The organism is Archangium gephyra, assembly GCF_042230915.1.
GTDB lineage: Bacteria > Myxococcota > Myxococcia > Myxococcales > Myxococcaceae > Archangium > Archangium gephyra_B.
Genome location: NZ_CP102578.1, coordinates 1,377,105 through 1,402,201, shown reverse-complemented (window position 1 = coordinate 1,402,201; position 25,097 = coordinate 1,377,105). Strand labels below are relative to the sequence as shown.

Sequence of the window (25,097 nt, the reverse complement as noted above, 5' to 3'; positions counted from 1 at the left end):
CACCCAACGGGTGGACCTGGTGGAAATTCCCCGAGGGCTGGCCGCGGCCCTCAACCCACCGAGGACTTGAAGGCGGGCGCGGGCGCGGGCGGCACCATGGCGCCCGGCGAGCCGTGGATCCACCCGCGCAGCGCCGTGGACAGCGAGGCGAGGTGCGAGCCCCTCACGGCGCCGTAGAGGTAGCGATCCGGGCGCAGGACGGCGATCTCCACCTTGTGCTCGCGGAACCACGCGTCGAGCTTGCCCTCGGTGTCCACCACCTCACCGGGCTGGGCCTGGCCGGAGCGCGGCGGGATGATGCGCAGGCACCGGGCCCCCACGCTGTCGGCGAGCACCTGGGCACCGCGGCGCACCGTCTCGCGGGTGTCGGGGTGCACCAGCACGGCGAAGCCGGGGCCCAGCAGCTCGTCGAGCCGGACCACCTCGCCGCCCGGAGCGCCCACGCGGGGCTGGGGGAAGTAGGTGCCCTCGGGGGCCTGGCGGTGGGCCCGCGAGCCGCCGAGCATGAAGCCGCGGGAGATGAGGGGCCGGGGCTTGAACTCGAAGTTGCGGATGAAGCGCTGCACGCGCGGAATGCGGTCGAGCGCCCGGAAGACGTTGTCGCGCAGCATGGCCATGGGACGGTTGCCGGTGAGGACGACGCGGCCCATGTGGACGCTGGTGTCGAGCATGGCCTCGACGTGGGGGCGGCGCTCCTGCTCGTAGGTATTGAGCAGCGTCTCGTCGGCGTGGCCGTGGAGCACGGACGCGAGCTTCCAGGAGAGGTTGTGGGCGTCGCGCAGGCCGGAGCACAGCCCCTGGCCGAGCACGGGCGGCATGAGGTGGGCGGCGTCACCGAGCAGGAACAGCCGCCCTTCGCGCCAGCGCGAGGCCATGCGGCGATTGAAGACGTAGGCGGCGGCGCGCAGGATGGTGGCGCGGTCCGGGTCCACGAAGGGGGCGATGAACTCGCGGATGCGCTCGGGCCGGAGCAGCTCCTCGGCCTTCTCGTCCTGGCGGATGGTGCAGTCCACGCGCATCTCGTTGCCGGAGCAGCGGGCGACGAAGACGTGACGGTGGGGATCGCACACCATGCGGCACAGGGGCGGCGGCGGCTCGGGCAGCAGCAGGGAGATGGCGAGCATCTGCTCGTCGTAGGTGGAGCCCACCATCTCGATGCCGGCGAGGCGGCGCAGGGTGCTGCGGCCGCCGTCACTGGCCAGCAGGTAGCGGGCGCGCACGGTGCGCTCGGTGCCGTCGCGGGCATCGCGCACGGTGGCGGAGATGCCGTGGGAGTCCTGCGAGTAGGCCTCGACGGACTGGCCGAACCGCAGCTCGACATGGGGGAAGCGGGAGAGCCCCTGGCGCAGCACGTCCTCGATGTTGGGCTGGCTGAAGAAGCGCAGGGCGGGGAAGCCGTAGCCGAAGTCGAGCCCCTGGATGACCACGCGGGCGAACAGCTCCCCGTTGGCCCCCGTCATCTCGACCTGGGGAACGTCGTACATCTGGGCATCCATGGGCTCGGCGAGGCCGGCGGCCTGGTAGATGCGCATGGCTTCGTCGTCACACGTGATGGCGCGCGGCAGGCCGTGCGGGGCGAGCTGGCGCTCGACGAGCAGCGTGCGGACGCCGTACAGCCCGAGGAAATTGGCCGTCAGCGCCCCCACGGGGCCGCAGCCGACGATGAGGACATCCGTCTCTTCCACACGTGGTGTCATGGAACTCCCTGCCTGGAGACCCCCACTGCGAGGCCCTGGCGGGAAGGAATGTACCGGATGCACGCCGTCCCACCACGTTCGTTGTCACGGGGCTACCCGGCCGTCGCACGGTCGGGGGGTTGACCGCCTACACCCGGCGTGCGCCTCCCGCTCCAGGACGCGCACTGCCCTCCCGGAGTTTCTCCAGAACGACATCGCCGGGCGGTCACGCTTTCTTCTCCTGCCCTTCCAGCGATATGACTGCGGGGGTCATGTCCTGCGAGTCTACATGGGGAGTTGCCCGCCCCTCCCACGCATTTCACCGCAATAGCGCGTGGACTTCACCCGCCGGTCAAAATGCCGGGCTTGCTCGAAGGAACCTCGACCGGCGAATTTTGCCGGATATACCTGCCTTGCACATTCCACCCGCCATGCGCACCGAGCTCCACATCATCGCCAGCTGCACCGACAGGAAGCGGGCCCCGGTCCCCCTGGAGCTGCACCTGCGCGCGCTGCGAGAGCGGGAGCCCGAGCGCCGTGCGCGGCGCTGGTGGCGCAACCTCTGGGAGCATCCCCACCCCACCCAGCCCGCGTGCGACCTGTACGCGGGCGACCACTGGCGCGTCGTGAAGGAGTTGCCCGCCCTCGCCACCGAGGCCCGCTTCCATCCGCGGCTCTGGGTGGCCTCCGCCGGCTACGGGCTCATCCCCGCGGACGCGCCCGTGCGGCCCTACTCGGCCACCTTCGCCCGCGGCCACGCGGACTCGGTGGTGCCCAAGGCGGACTCCCGGCCCACGCGGGAGCTGCTGCGCCAGTGGTGGCGGTCCCTCGCCCGCGAGCCGGGCCCCGCCCCTGGAGAGCCTCGCCTCGTCCAGGAGCTCGCGCGCGCGGCTCCCCGCGCCCGCTTCCTGGTGGTGGCCTCGCCGGCCTATATCGCCGCGCTCGAGGAGGACCTGGCGCTCGCCGCCCGCGCGCTGCGCCATCCCGAGCACCTGCTCGTCATCTCCACGCCCGCTGCCGCATCCCGGGGGGTGCTCGCGCCCCAGTGGGTGCCCTCGAGTGCCCGGTTGCAATCGAAATATGGAGGAGCGCTCTCCTCGTTGAACGCACGCGTCGCGAGAGATCTCCTCGTCCGGGCGAGGAAGAAGGGGGAGGGCAGCGTAATGGACGCGCCCTCGGTCCAGGGCTATTACGGGCGGCTCATCCACCGCAGCGCCCCCCAGAAGCGCTTCGAGCGGACCCACATGACGGACGACGAAGTGATGCAGTTCATCGCGCGGGAGTCGCGCATGGAGAGGTTCTCCTGGAGCGCAACCCTGCGGCGACTGCGCGATAGCGGCCGTGCCTGTGAGCAGCAGCGCTTCCGCCGGCTCTTCCACCAGTACCAGGAGCGGGTTGCGTGAAGTTCTTCCTGCCAGACAGCCAGGATCTCGTCGATCCGTCCTTCGACTTCGAGCGCGAGCGCCGCTCCGCCACCCGGCAGCGGCAGTTCGATGACCTCTATGCCCATGAGGTGTTCTCCACCCCGGCCTTCGATGGGCTGCTGGTGTCCAAGGGCATCGTCGATGGATTCGGCGCGCTGGGCAGCCGGTACGCCAAGCACCAACGCCTGCTCCTGCTGCGGCGCGGCGCTCCCTGGTTCTTCCGCGTCGACAAGGCGCCCAATCCCATCAAGATCATGGGCGACTGCGGCGCCTTCACCTACGTGCACGAGGACGAGCCGCCCTACACCGTCGAGGAGGTGCTCGAGTTCTACGAGGGCTGCCGCTTCGACTATGGCGTCTCCGTCGACCACGTCATCCTCGAGTTCATCCCCGCGGCGGACGCTCCGGGGGCCGACAAGCAGCTCGTCCCCAAGTCCCTCCGCGACCGGCAGAAACTCACCCTGGAGCTGGCCGAGACGTTCCTGCGCAAGCACAAGGCGGGGCATCACGGCTTCGAGGCGCTCGGGGTCGCCCAGGGCTGGAGCCCGAAGTCCTATGCCGCGGCCGTGAAGGCGCTGCAGAAGATGGGCTACGACTACATCGCCCTGGGCGGGATGGTGCCGCTCAAGTCGCGGGAGATCCACCTGTGCCTGGAGGAGATCCAGGTGGTGAGGAATCCCAACACCCGCCTGCACCTGCTGGGCGTGAACCGCACCGAGCACCTGCCCGAGTTTGCCCGCCTGGGCATCGCCTCCTTCGACAGCACGTCGCCCTTGCGGCAAGCCTTCAAGGACGATCGCGACAACTATTACGCGGACGACTTCAAATACACGGCCATCCGCATCCCGCAGATCGAGGGCAACCCCCGCCTGCAGCAGCGCATCTCCTCGGGACAGATCTCCCAGGAGCATGCCCGCCGGCTGGAGCGCGCCTGCCTGGACGCCATGAAGCTCTTCGAGGCGAACCAGCACACGGTGCGCCAGGTGGTGGAGGTGCTCACCGAGTACGAGCAGCTCTACGATCCGAACAAGGACCATGCCGAGGCCTACGAGAAGACGCTGAGCGATGCGCCCTGGCGCCGCTGCCCGTGCGAGGTCTGCGAGGCGCTCCAGCACCACGTCATCATCTTCCGGGGCGCGGAGCGCAACCGGCGGCGAGGCTTCCACAACATCTGGACCTTGTACCGCCAGATGCAGAACCTCGGGCTGGAGCGCCGGAGCACCCGCCGCCAGCCCGCACGCCGGCCCAAGTCACGGCCCTCCGGTGAGGCGAGGTAAAGCGACATGCCGAATGAACTGAGGCTCTACGCGGTCGAGGTGAGCCAGTCTCCCGGACGCAAGCTGTACTCCTTCGCGGTGGATGGAAAGCTGGTCCACCGCTTCGCCGCCATCTCGCGCGTGAGCCGGCAGGCGGGCCAGCTCAAGGGCTACCAACGCCCCGAGGTGCTCTCGCACATCGAGGGGATCCGCGACTACATCGAGAGTCCCTCGCCCCTGGTGCCCAACGCCGTCGTGCTGGCGTTCGACTCGCGGGTGCGCTTCGAGGCGCTGGACAAGAAGGCGGCTCCCTCAGCGGACTCCGCCTACTCGCGGCCGGGAGTGCTCGTCATCCCCCTGGGCAAGAAGGAGCTGCCCGATGAGCGCAAGCCCGGGTTCATCGTGGACGGCCAGCAGCGGCTCGCGGCCATCCGGGACGCGACCGTCGACCACTTCCCCATCTGCGTCACGGCCTTCATCACCGACGACATCCGCCACCAGACGGAGCAGTTCATCCTCGTCAACTCGACGAGGCCCCTGCCCAAGGGCCTCATCTACGAGCTCATCCCCAAGACGGATGCCCAGCTCCCGCCCCAGCTGCGCCGGCGCCGGCTCCCGGCCCAGCTGATGGAGCAGCTCAACCTGGACAGCGGCTCGCCCTTCCACGGGCTGATCCACACCGCGACCAACCCCACGGGCATCATCAAGGACAACTCCGTCCTCAAGATGCTCGAGAACAGCCTGATGGGGGGCGCGCTGCGCAACTTCCATCACCCCGCGACGGGCAAGCTCGAGCTCGCGTCGATGATGAAGCTGTTGAACAACTACTGGACGGCCGTGCGCAACGTCTTCAAGCCGTCCTGGGGGATGCCCGCCAAGAAGTCGCGGCTCATGCATGGCGTGGGAATCGTCAGCATGGGCTACATCATGGACACCATCAGCGACCGACTGCAGGACTCGCCCATCCCCACCGTGGCGCAGTTCGAGGAGGATCTCGAATCCCTCAAGGACCTGTGCCACTGGACGGCCGGCACCTGGAACTTCGGGAACGGGGAGCAGCGCAAGTGGAACGCGCTGCAGAACATGTCCAATGACATCGATCTGCTCACGGACCACCTCGTGGCCCAGTACATGAGCCGGGTGTGGAACCGGACCGCGAAGGCCCGGCGGGCCGCGGCGCGGCGCTGAGCACCGCGGACCGGGGAGGCCCGGCGGACTCGCCACGCCGAAAAGCAGAAGGCCGATACGTGGGTGACGTATCGGCCTCTATCTGCTGCGAAACTTTGGGAAGTGCCCAGGGCCGGAATCGAACCAGCGACACGGGGATTTTCAGTCCCCTGCTCTACCAACTGAGCTACCTGGGCGTGTGCTGCTCAACCGCGCGAAGTAGGGGCGATTTACGGGGACTCGGCCCTCCCGTCAAGCTGGTTCTTCAACGCCCCTCCACTTCCCCCCCTTCCCCCTCCCCGCTCGCACGCCCGGCCTCCCTCCCTCCGTCCTCTCCCGCACACCGCGTGCATTTCCGTTAAATCCTCCCCTGTCCTCCCGGAGGCCCCTCGCGTGAGCTGGCTCAACTACCACCACCTCCTCTACTTCTGGACCGTGGCCCGCGCCGGCTCCATCGCCAAGGCCAGCCAGGAGCTCCGCCTCGCCCAGCCCACCATCAGCGCCCAGCTCAAGCTCCTCGAGGAGTCGCTCGGCCACAAGCTCTTCGAGCGGCAGGGCCGCCGCCTCGTCCTCACCGACGTCGGCCGCACCGTCCAGCGCTACGCCGATGACATCTTCCGCCTCGGCAACGAGCTCAAGAACGTCGTCAACGGCCTGCCCTCCGGCCAGCAGCTCCGCTTCGCCGTCGGCGTCACCGATGTCATCCCCAAGCTCGTCGCCGAACAGCTCCTCCAGCCCGCCTTCGATGTCTCCCCCGACATCCACATCACCTGCCGCGAAGGCCCCCTCCCCCAACTCCTCGCCTCCCTCGCCCTCCACGAGCTCGACGCCGTCATCGCCGACGCCCCCGCCTCCGAGCCCGTCAGCATCCGCGCCTTCAACCACCTGCTCGGCAAGTGCGGCGTCTCCTTCTTCGCTGCCTCCAGGCTCGCCCACCTCGCCAAGGGCTTCCCCCGCTCCCTCGACGCCGCCCCCATGCTCCTGCCCTCGGACTCCTCCTCCGTCCGCCGCTCGCTGGAGCTCTGGTTCGACGCCCAGGGCATCTACCCCCTCGTCGTCGGCGACTTCGACGACAGCGCCCTCCTGAAGGCCTTCGGCCAGCGCGGCCACGGCGTCTTCGCCGCCCCCTCCGTCATCGAGGCCGAGGTCTCCCGCCAGTTCAACGTCTCCGTCATCGGCCGCACCGACGACATCGAGACGTGCTTCTACGCCATCTCCGTCGAGCGGCGGCTGCGGCATCCCGCAGTCGTCGCCATCGCGGAGACGGCCCGCTCGGGGTTGTTCGGGTGACCGAGCCGTAGACCCTCACCCCCGCCCTCTCCTAAAGGGAGAGGGGGCCGTCAGCGGTGGACTTCGCGGCCGTCCACCACCGTGGCCACCACCGTCGCGTCCACCAACGCCTTCGCCTCGTCCGACACCGGGTCCACCGATAGCACCGTGAAGTCCGCGTCCATCCCCTCCACCAGCCTCCCCCGCCGCGCTTCCGCGAACGACGCCCACGCCGGCCCCACCGTGAAGCCCTCCAGCGCCTCCTGTCCCGTCAGGCGCTCCTGCGGCTGCCACCCGCCCTCCGGCTTCCCCGCCGCGTCCTGACGCGTCCGCGCCGCGTATAGCCCCGCCAGCACGTCCGGGTTCTCGATCGGGAAGTCGCTCCCCAACGCCAGCACCGCCCCCGCCTCCTTCAGGCTCTTCCACGCGTACGCGCCCTTCAGCCGCTCCGCCCCCAGCCTCGCCTCCGCCCACCCCATGTCGCTCGTCGCGTGCGTCGGCTGCACGCTCGCCACCAGCCCCGCCTCCCCCAGCTTCCGGATGTCCTCGGGCCTCAGTATCTGCGCGTGCTCCACCCGGTGCCGCAGCGGCTTCGTCCCCGTCGCCGCCGACGCGCGGATCAGCGTGTCCACCACCAGCGTGTTCGCCCGGTCTCCAATCGCGTGCACGCACACCTGGAAGCCTCGCTCCATGAAGGCCCACGCCCGCCTCGAGAGCTCCTCCAGCTCCATCAGCAGCAGCCCCGTCTCCCCCGCCGCGTCACTGTAGGACGCATGCATCGCCGCCCCTCGCGAGCCCAGCGCCCCGTCCAGCAGGAACTTCACCGACTTCATCTCCAGCATCCGCCCCGCGTACGTCCCCAGCTCCAGGTACGTGTGCCGGTCCTCCCCCTGCCCGTCCGCCATCGCGTACACCCGCACCGGCAGCCGCCCCGCCATGTCCCACGTCTGCAGCTTGCGGAACGTCCGCAGGTCCATCCCCGCGTCGTGCACCCCCGTCAGCCCCACCTGCGCGCAGCGCTCCAGCGCCGCCGACAGCCGCGCCTCCAGCTGCTCGTCCGTCGGCGGCGGCACCACCTTCGCCACCAGGTCCATCGCGTTGTCCACCAGCACCCCCGTCGGCTCCCCCTTCGCGTCCCGGAGGATCCGTCCGCCCGCCGGGTCCGGCGTCTCGCGCGTAATCCCCGCACGCTTCAGCGCCTCCCCATTCACCCAGGCCGCGTGGTGGTCCACCCGCGTCAGGTACACCGGCGTCCGCGGGAAGCGCGCGTCCAGCTCGCCCCGCCCGGGGAACGCCTGGCCCGGCCACCCGTTCTGGTCCCAGCCCTTCCCCACCAACCAGTCCCCCTGGAAGCTCGTCGCCGGCGCCTCCGCCAGCCGCCGCACCACCTCGTCCACCGAGCGCGCTCCCTCCAGCCTCGCCACCGTCAGGCTCAGGCCCAGCCCCCCGATGTGCGCGTGCGCGTCCACCAGCCCCGGCACCACCACCGCGTCGCCGTAGTCGATGACCCGCGCGCCCTCGCCCGCCGCCTTCAACACCTCGGCCTTCGTCCCCACCGCCACCAGCCGGCCCCGCCGCACCGCCAACGCCCGCGCCTCCGGCTGCTTCTCGTCCAGCGTCCGGATCCGGCGTGCCACGTAGACTGTCGTCTCCACTCGCGCTCCCTCGGGCGCCCTCCGGGCGCACCCTTCCGCCAGTGCCAGCAGCAGGCTCCCCACCAGGGCCACCAGCGCCGCACCGCGGGCTCTCGTTCTTGGATTCTGATGGGCTGAACGTCCCCGCATCGACGGCGCCACTGTGCGCCAGCCCCTCGCGTCTGTCACCGGCGGAATTTGCCTGTCTTCCTTGACTTGCATGGAAATCTCACAGAGATGGAATGCTCGCGTCCGCGCCCCCCGAGAAGGAACCATGCGTCCATCCAGTCCCTCCCGTGTCACCCGGCTCCTGCCGGTGCTCGTCACCGTTCTCGCGCTCGGCTGCGAGAAGGCGGCAACCGAGGAAGCCTCTCCGTCGCAGCGCTCCAGCGGCATCCAGGTGACCACCACCAACGCCTGCTACGTCCCGTTCACGAGCACCGCCAACGTGAGCGCCCCGGCCTGTGGCTCGACCTGGGCGACGATGGACAACTGCTACAACGATGCGAACCCGCCCCTTCCGAGCGTGCTGCGCAACTACAAGGCACCGCAGAACCCGACGAACCGGCAGGCCTATACCGACAGCGGCGCCATCGCCTTCCCCTCGGGCGTGGGGACGAGCACGGACTCGCTGATCCTCCCCACCCTCCGGACGAGCAACGACGGACGCCTCGTGCTCGCCGAGGGCCGGGATGCCCCGGTGCTCGGCGTCTTCCTGCCCGAGAACGTCAATCACGACCTGAAGCAGAACGCGTCGGCCTCGCGCAAGGCCGCCCGGGTCTCGGGGCTCGGGCTCCACCCGTTCCTCTACTTCAACCCGCTCGACACCCGGCTGCCCGTGCACGTGGTGGGCGGCCAGGTCACGCAGATGCCGCCGTCGGGGCATCAGAACCTGTGCGAGGACTCCGGCAGCGGCTTCACCACCAGCGCGCCCCAGCTGAGTTCCAAGCGCAACCCGAGGCGGTGCGATGCGCAGTACACGTCCAGTGACGTGCGCGTCGCCGGTGACTGCTACGACATCACGCTGCACACCCACCTCACCGGGTGCACGGATCCCACGAAGAACGTCTATGACGGTGCCTGCCCGGGCACGAAATGGGAGATCCGCACCACGGACCTCACCGTCTTCGTGCCGAACGCGAAGCGCGCCGAGGCGGGCACCTGGGGCGCCACCACGGACACGAACTATCCCGTGTGGATCTACCCCCGGATGACGGGCTCGTCCCTGCCGCCCTTCTCCAGCTCCGACCCGGCGCAGAGCTACAACGCCCACGCCGTCGACTGGACGCACTACGACTCGGAGGCCCGGCGCTGCTACGTGAACGGCGTGCCGCCCCAGCGCGCGACCAACGCCCCCAAGTGGTGCGGCTTCCTCTATTCCCAGAAGCACTCGCCCCTCTCCGGGTTCTTCTTCGATGGAGACGGCGATGCGGCCGATGACCCCGTGGCCTGGGACGGCGCCTCCAACCTGGGCTGGATGCTCTTCGAGCCGGCGACGACCGGTGATGGGCGCCTGCTGATCGTCAACGGGATGCAGGCGGGGCTCATGTACTCGTACTCGAGCCAGGCCTGTGATGCCTCGCAGTGGACGACGTTCAAGCCGCTGAGCCGGATGATGCGCGACCCGGCGGTGCAGACGCGCTACGAGCTCACGCGGGCCCAGATGCTGCGGGACGGGCAGGGCAACCTGTTGCTCGACACCGTCTCGCGCGCCAACGCGCGGCTGTTCCGCGACACCATGGGCCAGCCCATCCCCGAGGGCTCCCCCATCCCGGGCGCCTACCTGTGGATCGATCGCCAGGGCAAGAACGCCATCTTCTCCCACGCTCCCATCCAGCGGGACGGCTACCGCGCGACGCGCGCCACCGGCTACTGCCCGGACCCCACCGACGAGAACCCCGACCACTGCGTCACGAGCCGGGTCACGTTCACGTCCAACACTACCAACGACAAGGTCCTCAACCCCGACCGCACCAATGGCAAGGGGCAGACCCTGCTGGGTGCGTGGACGCAGGGCAAGCTGGTGCACCTCGACAACGCCCTCAACCCCACCGACTGGGGCGGGCGCGGCCACTGGTTCGGCGACCGGTACGAGTACGACCTGTCGCTCTATGGGGCGTGTGATTCGCTGTGGCAGCCGCTGCTCACCCGCGTGCGGCCCAAGCACCACACCACCGTCTTCTCGCTGGAGAACCAGCTCAACCACTTCGACCCGATGAACCCCAACCTCCCCTTCGACGTGGTGTGGCGGGCCCAGGGCAACGGCAACAACAACGCGGAGATCGTCTTCGACGACTACCTGCGCAACAACGCCCTCGTCGTCGCGCACATGAACCCGGCCATCGACATCCGCTGCGCGGACGGCTCGGGCGCCGACACGAAGTGCACGGGCTTCAACTTCCAGTCCAACCTCCGCTTCAGCGGCGGCCTCATCCTCGATGGCTTCGTCGCGAACAACTCGAACTGGTGGGCCAACGCCTCCCAGCCGGCCAACGCGCGCAATGACTCCTTCGCGGTGGACCCGACCCTCCAGAACGCGGCCACCTCCGACCCCGCGTACAAGCCGGGCGCCATCAGCCCCCCCTCCACGCTCCGCCTCCGCGGCGGCGCGCGCGTCGAGCCCATCAACGCCGGTGGCGTGCTCGGCCGGGGTGTCTACCTCGACGGGCAGAACGACATCGTCGACATGGCCTACCCCTACCAGTCCAACCGCACCGAGTGGTGGGCCGGCGTCTGGCTGGACTCCCGCGACCTCTCCACGCTGCGCACCGTGTTCTTCTTCCCCGACGAGTCGTCCATCGCCCTGAAGAACGACCGCATCGTCGCGCACGACGGCCCGCGCACCCTCGGGGGCCACGGCGGCAATGAGCAGAGCGTCATGCTGCCCGCTGGCCTCCTCCAGGAGGGCCGCTTCTTCCACCTCGCGGTGAAGCTCACCACCGAGAACGACACCCGCGTCCTGCGCTTCTCCATCAACGGCACGCCGCTCGCGCAGACCCTGAGCTTCAGCCGCGTCTACAGCATGCAGTGCATCCCGACGGGCTTCGGCAAGTGCACCTGGATGAGCGTCGCCGTTCCCTTCGGCTTCCAGTTCATGAAGTCCGGACAGAGCAATGGGTACACCTGGTTCGCACTCGCCGGCTGCACCACCGACTGGAATCCCCCCTTCAAGGGCTGGGTCGACGAGCTCAAGGTCTTCGCCCTCGACTCGGCCGAGCTGGCCAACAGCGGCGGGTTCTTCGATGAGCTCGCCTGCAACCAGGCGCTCGGCACGCTCGTGGACGTCTCCGTGCGGACGGGAGAGACGGCCAATTCACAGCTCGATGCCCTGCGGCAGGTGGCCACGCGGCATGGCTTCCGGTACCCCGGCGCGCCCGCCTCCACCCAGCCCGAGCTCGCCGCCGTGTGCGAGCAACTCCGGCTCACGCCGGACGGCGGCCAGGGCGAGCTGCCCGCACAGCACAGTGGCGCCCTGCTGTGCGCCCACCGCGTGCACAAGAACCCGGGCAGCGACCGCTGCGTGCGCGAGGCGAAGAACGGCATGGTCGCGGTGAGCGCTCAGCAGCCCTTGCCCAACTTCTCGGGCAACTCCTTCTGCCAGGGCTGCCACCACTCCGGCGCCCAGGTGAGTGGCCTCACGCCCGCCGCGCTCGCCGCGGGCTCCGTCGCCAGCGAGGCCGACCCGCGCCGCCGTCCCACCCTCTGGCCCGCCGCCGTCACCGGCCGGCAGTTCTCGGACCCGTTCTCCTCCACCACACCCCTGGCCGGCTTCGGCGTCTGCGACCCCTCCACCCAGGACTGCACCGCGCTCGACCGCACCTTCAACCCGGCCGGTAGCAAGTGGTGGTTCCCGTAGCGGCGAGGTCCACAGGGGGGCACGCGGGTTGAACCCGGGGGGCGAGATACCCTCACCCCCGACCCCTCTCCCGGAGGGCGAGGGAGAGGGCCTACGGTGCGCCCCTCTTGGTTGGTGGCCTACGGTGGGCCCCTCTTGGTTGGCGGCCTACGGTGGGCCCCTCTTGGTTGGCGGCCTACGGTGGGCCCCTCTTGGTTGGCGGCCTACGGTGGGCTGCCTTGGGGGAGCGGCTACGGAGGCGTTCCCCCGTCCGTTTCCGGCATCGTGAGTGGTCCCGTCGGCCCCGGCGGCTCCGCGGGCACCAACTGGCCTCCCTCCTTCTGCGCCGGATCCTGGATGGGCCTCGCGTTCTCCGTCCCCGGTGGCTGTGTCGTCCGGCAGGCCACCAAGGAAACGACCACTCCTATCGTGATGAGCAGGGCACGGCGCATGCGTCCTCCTGAAGGCATCCCGCTCCCACCGTAGGGAGCCCCTCCCTCCTCCGCAACGCACTCCCGCCCCGCTCCGTCCTCCACCGGATGCACGCGCCCCAAGAGGCGCTCCCCTCATCGCCTCCCGCTCCGCCCGCCAGGCTCCGTCCCTCCGCCTCCCCCCGCCACCATCGTCACCTTTCCTCGGTGCCGCATCCGTTGCGGTCAGGAGGTTCCATGCTCGACGTCGTCGACATCGGTGACAGGTCCCTCGCGGCCTACCGCGGCGTCGCTCCCGACGAGCAACTCGATGAGCTCGTCCGCGTCGCCCACCGGCTGCGCGGCGCCCGCCTCCTCCACCTCAACGCCACCTCCTACGGCGGCGGCGTCTCGGAGATCCTCCGCTCCTGCGTCCCCCTCCTCCGGGACCTCGGGCTGGAGGCCGAGTGGAAGATCATCCGCGGCGATGACGCCTTCTTCCAGATCACCAAGCGGCTCCACAACGGACTGCAAGGTGCTCCCGGGGACCTCTCCGAAACCGAGAAGGCCCTCTACCTCGGCAACGCCCAGCTCAACGCGCCCCACCTCGCCGAGGGCTATGACTTCGTCATCGTCCACGACCCCCAGCCCGCCGCCATCGCCGGGCTCGCCCGCCACCGCGGCTCCCGGTGGATCTGGCGCTGCCACATCGACACCTCCCACCCCAATCCCGCCGTCTGGGACTTCCTCACGCCCTACCTCGGCGCCTACGACGCCGCCGTCTTCACCCTCGAGAACTTCATCCCCCCCCGCTTCCCCATCCGCCGCGTCGCCATCCTCCCGCCCGCCATCGACCCGCTCAGCCCCAAGAACCTCGCCCTCCCCAAGAAGCTCGCCCGCCATATCCTCGAGTGGATCGGCGTCCGGCTCGACCGCCCCCTCGTCACCCAGGTCAGCCGCTTCGACAAGTGGAAGGATCCCCTCGGCGTCGTCGCCGCCTACCGGCTCGTGCGCCAGCGCATCCCCCACCTCCAGCTCGCCCTCGTCAGCTCCATGGCCCTCGATGACCCCGAGGCCTGGAACATCTACGAGCAGGTCCGCGCCGAGACCGCCGGCGACCACCTCATCCACGTCTTCACCAACCTCGTCGGCGTGGGCAACGTCGAGGTCAATGCCTTCCAGTCCCTCTCCGACGTCGTCATCCAGAAGTCCCTGCGCGAGGGCTTCGGGCTCGTCGTCGCCGAGGCCCTCTGGAAGGGCACCCCCGTCGTCGCCGGGCGCGTCGGCGGCATCCCCATGCAGATGCCCCCCGGCACCGGCGGCATCCTCGTGGACAGCGTCCAGGAGTGCGCGGACGCCCTGCTCCACCTCCTGCGCCATCCCCAGGCCGCTCATGCGCTCGGCGCGAGTGGACGCGAGCGCGTCCGCCACCACTTCCTCATGCCACGACTGCTGCTCGATGAGCTGCTGCTGCTGGAGGCGCTCGCCGGGGAACAGCGGCGCGAAGACCCTCACCCCAGCCCTCTCCCAGAGGGAGAGGGGGTTTCGTCCACGGTGGGGTGAAGGGGCTCAGCGGCTCGCCATCGGGAGGGCGAGGGACTCCGCGTCCTCCGCCATCGTCCGCTGCTGGAGGTTGAAGCGCTGCCCCTCCACCAGCACGTGCTGCACCAGTCCCGACACCGCCATCCGGTTGTCCGCCGTGCGCGCCACCCGCGCCTTCGCGGCGTCGTAGAGCACCACCCACCCCTCCCCCAGCACCTCGAGCGTCCCGTCCGGCTTCACCCACGCCGCCGTCGCCTCGTCGATGCCCACCCCCAGCAGCGACGGGTGCTCCGCCACCAGGTTCACCAGCCGCCCCTGCCGCTTCCTCGCCATGAAGTGCGAGTCCACGATCGTCCCCGGCAGCAGCCCGATGCCCCGCGTCGTCACGATGTTCGACGCGCGCAGCACCGTCTCGTCTCCCTCGCCCACGAACATCACCTCGCTCTGGCACGCCGCCCCCGCGCTCGTCCCCGCCACCACGCCCCCGCGCGCCATCAACTCCCGCAGCGCCTCCAGCACCGGCGTGTCCACCAGCCGCTGGGAGATCCGGTTCTGGTCTCCTCCACTGAAGAAGACGCCGCCCGCGCGCTTCACCGCCTCCACCACCTCGGGCTTCAGCGCGTCCCGGCGCTCGTCGATGTGCACCACCTGCACACGCCTCGCCCCCGCCGCCTCGAGCTGCTTCTTCAGCTCCACTCCCGTCGGGCGGCTCTTCTCGCTCGCCATCGGGAACACCACCACCGGCCGCTCCCCGCCTCCCGCCAGTTCCACGAAGCGCTCGAGCACCTCCAGCGGCTTGAGGCCTCCGCCCATCAGCAGCAGATGCCCCTCTCGCGCGGGCGGCTGGGTCTCCAGGGGAGACAGGGCGGGCACGGAGTCGGGATTCGGTTGGATTCGAAGCATGGACGGGCCGCTCTGTAACACGGGAGACAACTGGCCCTCCGGGAGGCGTGCTCGGCTGGATGGATGCCTTCCAGGGAGGGGCGACACGGTGGGGCACAGTGGATACGTGGTGCTGGCTGATTCACGGGCTGGTGTCACGGGCTGGAATACGGGGGCGGATACCCTCACCCCGTCCCTCTCCCAGAGGGAGAGGGGAAGTAGGAGGCGTGATGGTCGGGTTCGGGCGTTCGGTCTGGGGAGTGCTCGTGCTGGCCTTGTTGCTGCTCGGCCAGGCAACCAGTCATGCGGAGTCTCCCGCGCCCCCCGTCGTCTCCCGCTGCGTCCTCGACGGCACCGTCGATGCCGGCTCCCGCGCCTTCCTCGTCGATTGTGTCCGCCGCGCCCAGGAGGCCGGTCATCAGGCCCTCCTCGTCCGGCTCGACACTCCCGGCGGCGAGCTCGAGTCCACTCGCGACATCGTCCGCGCCTTCCTCGGGGCCCGTGTCCCCGTGCTCGTCTGGGTCGGGCCCTCTGGCGCCCGGGCCGGCAGCGCGGGCGTCTTCATCACCCTCGCCTCCCACCTCGCGGCCATGGCGCCCGGCACCAACATCGGCGCCGCCCACCCCGTCGTCGGGCTCTCCGGCCAGGACCCCGAGGCCGCCGGTGGCAAGGAGATGGCCCGTAAAATCGAGAACGACGCCGTCGCCTTCGTCGAGTCCATCGCCAGGCAGCGCGGCCGCAACGTCGAGTGGGCCATCAGCGCCGTGCGCAACAGCGAGAGCGTCCCCGCCGAGAAGGCCCTTGCCCTCCATGTCATCGAGCACGTGGCCCCCACCCAGGAGTCCTTCCTCGAGTGGGCCAACGGCCGCTCCGTCACCGTCGGCGACTCACCCGTCACGCTGCGCACCGCCAACGCCCAAATCGTCGAGCTGCGGCCCACCTTCTCCCAGCGCTTCCTCCACGCGCTCGCCCAGCCCGCCGTCGTCTACATCCTCTTCCTCCTCGCCGGCCTCGGCATCGCCATCGAGCTCACCCACCCCGGCCTCTTCGTCCCCGGCCTCGTCGGCGTGGTGTGCATCGTGCTCGCCCTGCTCGCCTCCTCCGCGCTGCCCGTGCGCGCTGGCGCCATCGTCCTGCTGCTGCTCGGTGTCGCCCTGCTCGTCGCCGAGCTCTTCGTCACCAGCGGCCTGCTCGGCGCCGCCGGCCTCGGGCTGCTCGTGCTCGGCGGCGTGTTCCTCGTGGACCGCTTCGATCCGGACTGGTTCCTCGACACGCCCCTGCGGGTGCCGCTGCGCACGATGCTGCCCACCGCCCTCTTCGTCGCCGGGGCCGCCGTCTTCCTCGCCTTCCGCGCCGCCGAGACCCGCCGCAAGCCGCAGCTCGCGGGCGACATGGGCCTCGTCGGCGAGGTGGGCCAGGTGCTCGACACCGTCTCGCCCTCCGGCGGCGAGGTGTTCGTCCATGGCGAGCGCTGGGCCGCCATCTCCTCCGCCCCTCTGTCTCCCGGCGCCCGCGTGGTGGTGCGCCGGGTGGAGGGGCTCACCCTGTTCGTCGATGAGGTGAAGACATGACCGATTTCTTCGGCGCCCTCGGGCTGCTCATCCCGCTGGGCTTCCTCGTGCTCGCCTTCCTCTCCGGCGTGCGCATCGTCAACGAGTACCAGAACGGCGTCGTCTTCCGGCTCGGCCGCTTCGTGGGCCTCAAGCGCGCCGGCTTCCGGTGGCTCATCCCCTTCGTCGAGCGCATGGTCATCATCGACATGCGCACCGTGGCGCGCGACGTGCCCCCGCAGGACGTCATCACCAAGGACAACGTCAGCGTGAAGGTGAACGCCGTCGTCTACTTCCGCGTCATCCACGCCGACAAGGCCGTGCTCCAGGTGGAGGACTTCCTCTACGCCACCAGCCAGCTCGCGCAGACCACCCTGCGCGCCATCCTCGGCCAGGTGGAGCTGGACCAGCTCCTCTCCGAGCGCGACCGCGTCAACCGCGACATCCAGAAGGTGCTCGATGCCCACACCGACCCATGGGGCATCAAGGTCTCCAACGTGGAGGTGAAGCACATTGACCTGCCCGTGGAGATGCAGCGCGCCATCGCCCGCCAGGCCGAGGCCGAGCGCGAGCGCCGCGCGAAAATCATCGCCGCCGAGGGCGAGCACCAGGCCGCCGAGAAGCTCTCCATGGCCGCCGAGGTGCTCGACCGCAACCCCATCACCCTCCAGCTGCGCTACCTGCAGACGCTCGTGGAGATCACGGGGGGCGGCAACCAGACCATCATCCCCATCCCGCTGGACCTGATACGGGCGCTCGGCCTTCAGCCCAAGTGACGCGCTGTCTTCGATGTGCTGGCAACTTCCCGCAGCACTTTCCCCTCTCCCCTCGGGAGAGGGACGGGGTGAGGGTATCGGGTGAACCCGGGTTGAACCCCCTGCCCCCACTGCGGGCTACGGGTTGAAGAACGGGGACTGGCACCCTCACCCTGACCCTCTCCCGAGGGGAGAGGGAAGATGTGTCACTTACCTGAAGGGGATGGAAGTAGCTCAGTGCGAGTGCGGGTCTGGACGCACGTCGCCCGTGTCCAGCCGTGCGTCGCCCTCCTCCTCCACGCGGGCCACCTCATGGCGCAGCGGCACCTCCTCGGTCCACGTGCGCCGCTCCACCGCCTTCTTCAGGTGCACCTCCTCGTAGACGGCGGCGCGCTTCACCACCTCCACGTCCTCGCGCCACAAGGGGATGATCTGCTCGAACTCCTCGAAGGCCCCCGCGGTGCGCTCGGGCGCCGCAGCCGTCCCCGGCTGCACGGGCAGGCGCTCCACCACCAGCTCCTCGCGCCGCACCTCCACGGTGAGCTGCTTCAGCTCGGTGCGCACCACCTTGCGCACGCGCACCGCCCCCACGTCGCGCATGCGCAGCAGCGGGTACGCGTCCTCGCGCGCCAGCGGCACCCGCACGTCGTCCCCCTCCTCGCGCACGGTGGCGCCGGAGGGCTCGCGCGCGCTGGACTCCTCCCGGTGGGCAGGCTCGCTCAAGGGCGCCCCGGTGTGCGTCTCGCGCAGCGCGGCCCCTCCGAGCAACCGCACCTCCCCGTCCGTCACCGCCCCCACGTCACTGCGGGAGATGGTGAAGCGCTGGGGCCAGAAGAAGCCTCGCTCCACCACCAGCGACCCCGCCTCGAGCCCCACCAGCGTGCCCAGGCGCCTGCCGTCCGCCCCTCGCACCGACAGCCCCGTCCGTAGCTCCTCCGTCCCGTCTCCAGCCATGTCCGTCCGCTCCTCGGTTGCCCGTCGTGTCGTGTCTCGCTCCCACGGGTGTCCCCACCCGTGCCCTCCTCAGTGCAGGTCCTGGTCCGGACGCCCCATGTCGTCATGGGCCCCGGGCCGGCGGCCCTCCGGAGCGCCCCGCCGCGCCGTGAGCACCTCGCGCCACCGGGACCGGACCTGGGAGGCCTCGCTCGACCCGGCCAGGCGGCCGGACCCGTGCAGCCCCCGGGGTGCCGTCAGACGCCCGGCCAGCAGGGCCCGTCCGAGCGCCGCGCCCACCACCGCGCCTACCACCGTCGCGAGCCCGCTCCACCCCGGCTGCGGCAGCACGCCAATGCTGCCCGGCCCCACCACCGCCGCGAGCAGCAGCGCGCCCGCCCAGGCGAGCAGTCCGTGCAGGTACGCGCCGAGGATGCCGCGCTCGCCCGAGGCGGACGCCCCCGTCCACGCCGCCACGCCCGCGGCGAGCAGCGGCGCCACCACCCACCACACCTGCCGCCCGAGGCCGGGCTCCTCTTCCAGCAGCAGCGCCCGGGGCACGTCCCCGAAGCGCAGCAGCACCAGCCACACCGCCGCGCCCAACAACGCGCCCGTGGCCACCGCGCTCCAGCGCACTTCGGGTAGGGGGCGGAACGTTCTGCGATGGGTCTCGTCCATGAAGCCTCTCCTCACGTGGGGGTGCAGATCGCGAGCACCCTGGCGGGCGCTCCGCTGATCAGCATGTGCAGTGCCCTCCCCCCGCGCAGCACGCCCCGGGAAGCCCCGCCTCGCCACACCGGGAGGGCGTCCAGGCGGCAGGGGCCACGTCACTCACCACGAGGGCGGGCAGGCAGGTGAGCGCTCTGGACGCCCCGGCATGACTTGTTAGCCTCCCGCCCCACGGATGACTCCGGCGAGAAAGGCCGTCACCTTAGCGCTACCTCGAGGAGCTCACGCCGGACGACACCCTCCGCGATTGAGGGAGGGTCAGGGACGGGAGCGGGGGCGGCAGTCGAAGGACACGACCTCGATGAGGTCCTTCCGCGTCTGGCCGTTGCCCGTCTGGTAGACCTGCTCCCACCGCGCCATGCCTCCGAGCACGCTCGGGCACTCCAGGGAGTCGAGCGGAAGGTCATCGCCGCTCCAGGACCTCACTTCCATGCAGGGGTGCTCCTGCCCGTCGATGACCACGCCCACCCCGAGCCTGAGCACACGGCGCACGTCGATGAAGCCGTCCGCGTCGGGCGCCCGGCGCGAGGAGGAGAGCGCCAGGCGGCAGACCTCGCTGTCCTCCGAACGGTTGCGATCATGGCGGACCCGGAGCGGCTCCTGGGCCGGAGGAGCCCCCACTTGCCTCCACACCTCCTCCACCTGACGGGTCCCCATGCACGGACAGACGCCGCAACAACCCCAGTTCATGTTCTCGATGCGCTCGAACACCTCGACGTCGACGGGCTTGCCCTCGACCACGAGGCGGTCCCGGCGCAGGAAGCGCTCATGCGGCTTCTTGACGAGGGACCGGTCCGGGCTCCAGTAGACGGTGAAACCAGTCGATAGCCCACTCGGCCATTCATTCGTGACCCGCGCCTCCCAAGCCCTGTCGTAGCGGAGCTGCCGGCGACGCACGAGGAAGGGCTCGCGGCCATCCCCCTGCGTCCGCCGCTCCACGAGCGTGCTGCCCTCATCACAATCCCACCAGCCCAGGGGGTGCTTCCCCGTCCAGGCCGGCACGGAAGGCACGGGCTCCGGACCACGGACACACGCCCCCGCGCCCACGGCCAGCAACACTCCGAACAGCACGGCCCACAGGCTCCGCTCGAAATGAAGCGTCTCACGAGACGGGTACATCACCGGCTCCGCTCGCCGCCGGGCCCGGGCGGCACGACGACCCCGAACATCTCGCGCTTCTCCAGCTCCAGGGCGGCGCGCCCCAGCCGCAACGACGCCAGCGCGAACAGCGCGATGGCTCCCAGCAGCACCACGCCCACCGAGAAGCTCACCACCGGCAGCACGTCCGGCACGCCGAAGCGCCGCTGCGACAGGTACAGCAGCGACGTCACCACGAACGAGATGAGCGCCCCGTAGGCCATCGCCATCGCCCGCGCCAGCAGCCGGTGCCGCCGGTCCAGGATGTCCACCTCCAGCCGCAGCACCTCGCGCCGCGGGCTGTCCTCCGCCAGCGAGCGCCACTCCTTCAGCATGTCCCGCGTGCGCGACGTCATCCGCGCGATCTGGTTGTCCAGCCCCGTGGCCAGGATGCCGCACGCCGACACCATCACCGCTGGCGTCACCGCCGCTCCGATGACCCGGATGGAGGAGATGTCCATGCCGCCCGTCGCGTCCATGCCCCTCTCTGTCACACCCGCTCCCGCCCCGCGCAAGCCAGGTCGCCTGCCCTCCCACATCCCGCCACTGGCTTCATGACAGTGAGAAATCAACAGTGGCGACTTGACACAATCACTGTCGAGTCCTACTGTCTGAGGCGTGAGCACGACGAACACACGCAAGGAGTGGAAGCTGACGGAGCTGGCCGAGGCGGCGGGCGTGTCCCCGCGCACCGTGCGCTACTACGTCCAGCGCGGGCTCCTGCCCGCCCCGCCCTTCAAGGGGCCGGACACCGTCTATGGGGAAGAGCACCTGGTGCGCCTCAAGGCCATCCGGGTCCTCCAGGCGAAGTTCCTCCCGCTCGACGCCATCCAGGTGGAGCTGCTGCGGCTGGGGCCCGACGAGCTGAAGGCGCTCGCGGATTCGGAGCCCGGCACGCTCCCGCCCCCGGGTCCCGTTGCCGCCGCCGGACCGTCCGCGCCGGCCCCCGCTTCGCCGTCCCGTACCGGTCAGGCGAAAGACGAGGCCCCTGCCAGTCCCCCGGATGGGGTGACAAGCTGGCGCCGGTGGGAGTTGGCGCCGGGGCTGGAGCTGCACCTCGCCGACACGGCGGACGCGAAGACCCGGGCGCTCGCGGAGCGTGTGCGCGCCCTCATCCAGGAGTCCCAGGAAAGGTAGAGCCATGGAGAACCAGAAGGCAGGGCTGTACACGCAGAGCGGTGCGCAGGTTCCCCTTCAGGGCGTGGACGTCACCGGTGAGCTGCTCGGAGGCCACGCCCGGGTGCGCGTGCGCCAGCGCTACCGCAACACCGAGTCCAAGCCCGTCGAGGCCGTCTACGTCTTCCCCCTCCCCTCCGACGCCACCCTCACCGCCTTCTCCATGGAGTGCGCCGGGCGCCGCGTGCAGGGCATCCTCAAGGAGCGCGAGGAGGCCTTCCGCGCCTATGACAACGCGGTGACGGCCGGCCACGGTGCCGCGCTGCTCGACCAGGAGCGTCCCAACGTCTTCACCGCCCAGGTGGGCAACCTCCTGCCCGGTGAGGAGACGCTCGTGGACGTGGAGTTCCTCCAGGCCATCCAGGTGGAGGAGGGCTGCGTGCGCTGGGCCCTGCCTACCCTCGTCGCTCCCCGCTACATCCCCGGCACGCCCTCCGGCGACCGCTCCGCCCACGGCTGGGCGGAACCGACGAACCGCGTGCCCGACGCCGACCGCATCACCCCGCCCGTGGGCGATGCGCGCTATGGCCTCACGCTCGAGCTGCTCGTGGCACTCGGCCGCGAGGTGGTGGTGGAGAGCCCCTCACACACGCTGGACGTCTCGCGCACCGAGGGCGGCACGCGCGTGAAGCTCTCCCAGCCCCACGTGGCGCTGGACCGTGACCTCGTGCTGAGCATCCGCAGCCCGGACACCAGCACCCCGCTCACCACGCTCGTCACCCACCGCAAGGGCGAGGAGCCGGGCACCTTCGCCCTCACCGTGGTGCCGGACCTGCTCGGCATGGCCGGGGGCCCCAGGCGCCAGGAGGTGGTGTTCGTGGTGGACACCTCGGGCTCCATGGACGGCGAGAGCCTGCCGCAGGCCCAGGGCGCGCTCCGGCTGTGCCTGCGCCACCTGCGCGAGGGCGATCGCTTCAACATCATCGCCTTCGAGAACCGCTTTCACTCCTTCTCCCCGCAGCCGGTGACCTTCACCCAGAAGACGCTGGAGCAGGCCGACCGCTGGGTGTCCGCCCTGGTCGCCAGTGGTGGCACCGAGCTGCGCCAGCCCATGGAGGCCGCGGTGCGGAGCGTGCCGGACGGCGTGGTGGTGCTGCTCACCGACGGCCAGGTGGGCAACGAGTCGGAGATCCTCGACGCGGTGATGGCAGCCCGCGGGACGGCGCGCATCTACTCCTTCGGCATCGGCACCAACGTGAGTGACGTGCTGCTCAAGGACATGGCCCGCTACACGGGCGGCGCGGTGGAGTTCATCCACCCCGGCGAGCGCATCGACGACAAGGTGGTGGCCCAGTTCTCCCGCGCGCTCGCGCCCCGCGTCACCGGCGTGGAGGTGCGCTTCGAGGGCGTGGAGGCCTCGGAGCTGGCCCCCGCCGAGCCCCCGCAGCTCGTGGACGGCACGCCGTGGAGCATCTTCGGCCGCTACACCACGCCCGGCAGCGGCAAGCTGGTGCTCAAGGGGACGTCCGGGGCGGAGACCTTCTCGCTCTCCATCCCCGTGAGCTTCCCCGCGCAGAGCGATCGGCCCGCGGTGGAGAAGCTGTGGGCCGCCGAGCGCATCCGCGCGTGGCAGAACGCCGCGCTGGTGGGACGGCGCGCCCAGTCCCTCAAGGAGCGCATCATCCAGCTCGCGCTCGCGCACGGCATCGTCACGCCCTACACCTCCTTCGTGGTGGTGGAGGAGCGCACGGGTGAGCGCCGCGCCTCGGGCCAGCCGGAGACGCGCGTCGTCCCCGTCAACGCGCCCGCTGGCTGGGCCATGTTCGGCACGGCGAAGCAGGAGGAGGCGGAGCGCGCCGTCCCCACCCCCGTGGGCGCCTCCGGCGGCCGGGGAGCGGTGCAGCGCTCGAAGGCGGCGATGCCCGCGAAGCCCACCCCGGCGGCACAGGACCTCCTCGCGGGTGTGGAGGATACGACCCTGTCGCTCCGTCGTTCCGCGCCCGGAGCCATGCCGCCGGCCGCGCCGCGCGCTGCGGCGCCCGCTCCGGCGCCCGCCGCTCCGGCTCCCCAGGAGGCCGCGAAGAAGAAGGGCGGCTTCTTCGGGAGCCTGTTCCAGGACAAGGCTCCGGCGCCCAAGGAGGCCGAGGAGCTGTTGCTCGAGTCGGCGCCACCCGGCATGGACGATGCGGACTGGAGCGCGTCCGAGGGCGAGGCGCTCGGGGCCGAGTCGCCCTGGGAGGACGCGCCCATGGAGCCGACGCCCGGGGCCCACGGCGGGGTGGGCCTGCTCGAGCAGCAGCTCGCCAGCGGCCTGTGGGCGGGGACGGGGACGGGCACCGAGCCCGTGCGCCAGGCCCGCGCCACCGCGCTCGCGCTGCTGGAGCTGCTGCGCCAGGGCATCACCAGCAACCACGCGCTCCACGGCGCGCAGGTGAAGAAGGCCGTGGAGGCGCTGCTCGCGCTCGTCCCGCAGCTGGGGAGCGCTCCCGACGTGGCCGAGCTCGCCCTCGGCGTGGCGTGGCTGGTGGCGGCGGGTCCGCGCACCCGCGGGCGCATCGCCCAGGCCGCTCAGCCCATCGCCGGGCTCAGCTCGCGGCTGCAGAACGAAGTGGCCCTGCGTCAGCACGTCGACGCACTCGCGACGCGCTGACTTCCCCTCTCCCCCTGGGAGAGGGTCAGGGTGAGGGTCTTCCCACACAGGTTCCCACGCGGTGGGACTCCCCTCACCCCCCGCCCTCTCCCAGAGGGAGAGGGAGCATGCGCAACACGACTACTCCCCGGCGACCTTGAGCACGAGCTTGCCCGTGTTCTCGCCCTTGAAGAGCTTGAGCAGGGTGTCGGGGAACGTCTCCAGGCCCTCGACGATGTCCTCGCGCGACTTGAGCTTGCCCGCAGCCATCCAGCCGGCCATCTCCTTCGCGGCCTCGCCGTAGCGCGCGGCGTAGTCGAACACCACCATGCCCGTCATGCTCGCGCGGTTGACGAGCAGCGACAGGTAGTTGGACGGGCCCTTCACCGGGCTCGTGTTGTTGTACTGGGAGATGGCGCCGCAGATGATGATGCGCGCGTTCCGCGCCAGCTGGGTGAGCGCCGCATCGAGGATGTCACCCCCCACGTTGTCGAAGTAGACGTCGATGCCGTTGGGGCAATGCGTGCGCAGCGCCTTCTTGACGTCCTCGGACTTGTAGTCGATGGCGGCGTCGAAGCCGAGCTCCTCGACGATGTAGCGGCACTTGTCGGCCCCACCGGCGATGCCCACGACGCGGCAGCCCTTGAGCTTGGCGATCTGCCCCACCACCGTGCCCACGGCGCCGGCCGCGCCCGAGACGACGACGGTGTTGCCCGGCTGCGGCTTGCCGATGTCGAGCAGCCCGAAGTAGGCCGTCATGCCCGGCATGCCGAGCGTGCCGAGGTAGACGGGCAGCGCGGCGAAGCGCGTGTCCACCTGGGTGACGCCCTTGCCGTTGGAGAGCGCGTACTCCTGCACGCCGAAGGTGCCGGAGACATGGTCGCCCACCGCGAACCCGGGGTGCTTGCTGGCGATGACGCGGCCCACGGCGCCAGCGCGCATGACCTCGCCGATGCCCACGGGCGGGATATAGGACTTGCCCTCGTTCATCCAGCCGCGCATGGCCGGGTCCAGCGAGAGGTAGAGCACCTTGACCAGCAGCTCTCCCTCGCCCGGCTCGCGCACGGGCTCTTCGGTGTAGGACCAGTCTTCACGCTTGGGCATGCCCACGGGACGGGCGGCGAGACGGAACTGATGATTGGTGGCGGTCATG

18 protein-coding genes and 1 tRNA gene are annotated in these 25,097 nt (G+C 70.5%); 10 read left to right on the top strand and 9 right to left on the bottom strand.

Annotated elements, in window-relative coordinates; translation table 11 throughout:
- Positions 1-50 precede the first annotated feature (50 nt).
- Positions 51-1,697 carry a bifunctional 3-(3-hydroxy-phenyl)propionate/3-hydroxycinnamic acid hydroxylase gene (locus NR798_RS05755; protein WP_375770404.1) on the bottom strand — a complete coding sequence of 549 codons (1,647 nt, stop codon included), beginning with the start codon at positions 1,695-1,697 and terminating at the stop codon, positions 51-53.
- Positions 1,698-2,089: 392 nt separating this feature from the next.
- Here NR798_RS05755 and NR798_RS05750 point away from each other — a divergent pair, with 392 nt between their 5' ends.
- The 3 genes from NR798_RS05750 to dbpB are packed head-to-tail and all read left to right on the top strand — an operon-like array spanning position 2,090 to position 5,544.
- Positions 2,090-3,079 (top strand): hypothetical protein, encoded by a 990-nt coding sequence (locus NR798_RS05750; protein ID WP_375770403.1) that lies wholly within the window; start codon positions 2,090-2,092, stop codon positions 3,077-3,079.
- Positions 3,076-4,377 carry a tRNA-guanine transglycosylase DpdA gene (dpdA, locus tag NR798_RS05745; protein WP_375770402.1) on the top strand — a complete coding sequence of 434 codons (1,302 nt, stop codon included), beginning with the start codon at positions 3,076-3,078 and terminating at the stop codon, positions 4,375-4,377. The genes NR798_RS05750 and dpdA overlap by 4 nt, the downstream gene beginning before the upstream one ends.
- Positions 4,378-4,383: 6 nt before the next feature.
- Positions 4,384-5,544: a DGQHR domain-containing protein DpdB gene (dbpB, locus tag NR798_RS05740; RefSeq protein ID WP_375770401.1), complete on the top strand. Its 1,161-nt coding sequence runs from the start codon at positions 4,384-4,386 to the stop codon at positions 5,542-5,544.
- A 103-nt stretch (positions 5,545-5,647) separates the two neighbouring features.
- Here the strand turns inward: dbpB and NR798_RS05735 are convergent.
- Positions 5,648-5,720 (bottom strand) — tRNA-Phe (locus tag NR798_RS05735).
- A 196-nt stretch (positions 5,721-5,916) separates the two neighbouring features.
- Between NR798_RS05735 and nhaR the strand changes: the two genes are divergently transcribed.
- Complete coding sequence (nhaR, locus tag NR798_RS05730) at positions 5,917-6,813, top strand: transcriptional activator NhaR (protein WP_375770400.1); 897 nt, start codon at positions 5,917-5,919, stop codon at positions 6,811-6,813.
- 50 nt (positions 6,814-6,863) lie between these two features.
- On the opposite strand, the gene NR798_RS05725 is transcribed toward nhaR, so the two are convergent.
- Complete coding sequence (locus NR798_RS05725; RefSeq protein WP_375770399.1) at positions 6,864-8,576, bottom strand: amidohydrolase; 1,713 nt, start codon at positions 8,574-8,576, stop codon at positions 6,864-6,866.
- A gap of 124 nt (positions 8,577-8,700) precedes the next feature.
- Between NR798_RS05725 and NR798_RS05720 the strand changes: the two genes are divergently transcribed.
- A complete protein-coding gene (locus NR798_RS05720; protein ID WP_375770398.1) occupies positions 8,701-12,282 on the top strand; it encodes a hypothetical protein in 3,582 nt (1,193 codons plus the stop codon).
- A 647-nt stretch (positions 12,283-12,929) separates the two neighbouring features.
- Entirely contained in the window at positions 12,930-14,234 is a 1,305-nt protein-coding gene (locus NR798_RS05715) for a glycosyltransferase (protein WP_375770397.1), read from the top strand.
- Positions 14,235-14,240: 6 nt separating this feature from the next.
- On the opposite strand, the gene NR798_RS05710 is transcribed toward NR798_RS05715, so the two are convergent.
- Positions 14,241-15,116, bottom strand: a complete 876-nt coding sequence (locus tag NR798_RS05710) for a cyanophycinase (protein ID WP_375770396.1) — start codon at positions 15,114-15,116, stop codon at positions 14,241-14,243.
- A gap of 209 nt (positions 15,117-15,325) precedes the next feature.
- On the opposite strand from NR798_RS05710, the gene NR798_RS05705 reads away from it, so the two are divergent.
- Complete coding sequence (locus tag NR798_RS05705) at positions 15,326-16,666, top strand: nodulation protein NfeD (protein ID WP_375773726.1); 1,341 nt, start codon at positions 15,326-15,328, stop codon at positions 16,664-16,666.
- A complete protein-coding gene (locus NR798_RS05700; RefSeq protein WP_375770395.1) occupies positions 16,663-17,421 on the top strand; it encodes a slipin family protein in 759 nt (252 codons plus the stop codon). Before NR798_RS05705 ends, NR798_RS05700 begins: the two co-directional genes overlap by 4 nt.
- A 213-nt stretch (positions 17,422-17,634) precedes the next feature.
- Here the strand turns inward: NR798_RS05700 and NR798_RS05695 are convergent, their stop codons facing one another.
- The 4 genes from NR798_RS05695 to NR798_RS05680 form a co-directional block, all read right to left on the bottom strand.
- Positions 17,635-18,354 (bottom strand): YsnF/AvaK domain-containing protein, encoded by a 720-nt coding sequence (locus NR798_RS05695; protein ID WP_375770394.1) that lies wholly within the window; start codon positions 18,352-18,354, stop codon positions 17,635-17,637.
- Between the two features lie 69 nt (positions 18,355-18,423).
- Entirely contained in the window at positions 18,424-19,011 is a 588-nt protein-coding gene (locus tag NR798_RS05690; RefSeq protein ID WP_375770393.1) for a hypothetical protein, read from the bottom strand.
- Between the two features lie 309 nt (positions 19,012-19,320).
- Complete coding sequence (locus NR798_RS05685) at positions 19,321-20,181, bottom strand: hypothetical protein (RefSeq protein WP_375770392.1); 861 nt, start codon at positions 20,179-20,181, stop codon at positions 19,321-19,323.
- Complete coding sequence (locus NR798_RS05680) at positions 20,181-20,678, bottom strand: DUF2721 domain-containing protein (protein ID WP_375770391.1); 498 nt, start codon at positions 20,676-20,678, stop codon at positions 20,181-20,183. The genes NR798_RS05685 and NR798_RS05680 overlap by 1 nt, the downstream gene beginning before the upstream one ends.
- 139 nt (positions 20,679-20,817) lie before the next feature.
- Between NR798_RS05680 and NR798_RS05675 the strand changes: the two genes are divergently transcribed.
- Both NR798_RS05675 and NR798_RS05670 read left to right on the top strand, forming a co-directional pair.
- Positions 20,818-21,336, top strand: coding sequence for a helix-turn-helix domain-containing protein (locus NR798_RS05675; protein ID WP_375770390.1), 519 nt, complete (start codon positions 20,818-20,820; stop codon positions 21,334-21,336).
- 4 nt (positions 21,337-21,340) lie between these two features.
- The gene (locus NR798_RS05670; protein ID WP_375770389.1) at positions 21,341-23,965 is read left to right on the top strand and encodes a VIT domain-containing protein; all 2,625 of its coding nucleotides are present in this window, start codon (positions 21,341-21,343) and stop codon (positions 23,963-23,965) included.
- A gap of 120 nt (positions 23,966-24,085) precedes the next feature.
- On the opposite strand, the gene NR798_RS05665 is transcribed toward NR798_RS05670, so the two are convergent.
- Complete coding sequence (locus tag NR798_RS05665; protein WP_375770388.1) at positions 24,086-25,096, bottom strand: NADP-dependent oxidoreductase; 1,011 nt, start codon at positions 25,094-25,096, stop codon at positions 24,086-24,088.
- Position 25,097: the final 1 nt, after the last annotated feature.

Coding starts and splice junctions, on each gene's coding strand:
- NR798_RS05715 (WP_375770397.1), top strand. CDS start 12,930: ATGCTCGACGTCGTCGACATCGGTGACAGGTCCCTCGCGGCCTACCGC.
- NR798_RS05690 (WP_375770393.1), bottom strand. CDS start 19,011: ATGGACGAGACCCATCGCAGAACGTTCCGCCCCCTACCCGAAGTGCGC.
- NR798_RS05755 (WP_375770404.1), bottom strand. CDS start 1,697: ATGACACCACGTGTGGAAGAGACGGATGTCCTCATCGTCGGCTGCGGC.
- NR798_RS05725 (WP_375770399.1), bottom strand. CDS start 8,576: ATGCGGGGACGTTCAGCCCATCAGAATCCAAGAACGAGAGCCCGCGGT.
- NR798_RS05680 (WP_375770391.1), bottom strand. CDS start 20,678: ATGGACGCGACGGGCGGCATGGACATCTCCTCCATCCGGGTCATCGGA.
- NR798_RS05700 (WP_375770395.1), top strand. CDS start 16,663: ATGACCGATTTCTTCGGCGCCCTCGGGCTGCTCATCCCGCTGGGCTTC.
- NR798_RS05720 (WP_375770398.1), top strand. CDS start 8,701: ATGCGTCCATCCAGTCCCTCCCGTGTCACCCGGCTCCTGCCGGTGCTC.
- NR798_RS05670 (WP_375770389.1), top strand. CDS start 21,341: ATGGAGAACCAGAAGGCAGGGCTGTACACGCAGAGCGGTGCGCAGGTT.
- NR798_RS05705 (WP_375773726.1), top strand. CDS start 15,326: ATGGTCGGGTTCGGGCGTTCGGTCTGGGGAGTGCTCGTGCTGGCCTTG.
- NR798_RS05710 (WP_375770396.1), bottom strand. CDS start 15,116: ATGCTTCGAATCCAACCGAATCCCGACTCCGTGCCCGCCCTGTCTCCC.
- NR798_RS05665 (WP_375770388.1), bottom strand. CDS start 25,096: ATGACCGCCACCAATCATCAGTTCCGTCTCGCCGCCCGTCCCGTGGGC.
- NR798_RS05685 (WP_375770392.1), bottom strand. CDS start 20,181: ATGTACCCGTCTCGTGAGACGCTTCATTTCGAGCGGAGCCTGTGGGCC.
- dbpB (WP_375770401.1), top strand. CDS start 4,384: ATGCCGAATGAACTGAGGCTCTACGCGGTCGAGGTGAGCCAGTCTCCC.
- NR798_RS05695 (WP_375770394.1), bottom strand. CDS start 18,354: ATGGCTGGAGACGGGACGGAGGAGCTACGGACGGGGCTGTCGGTGCGA.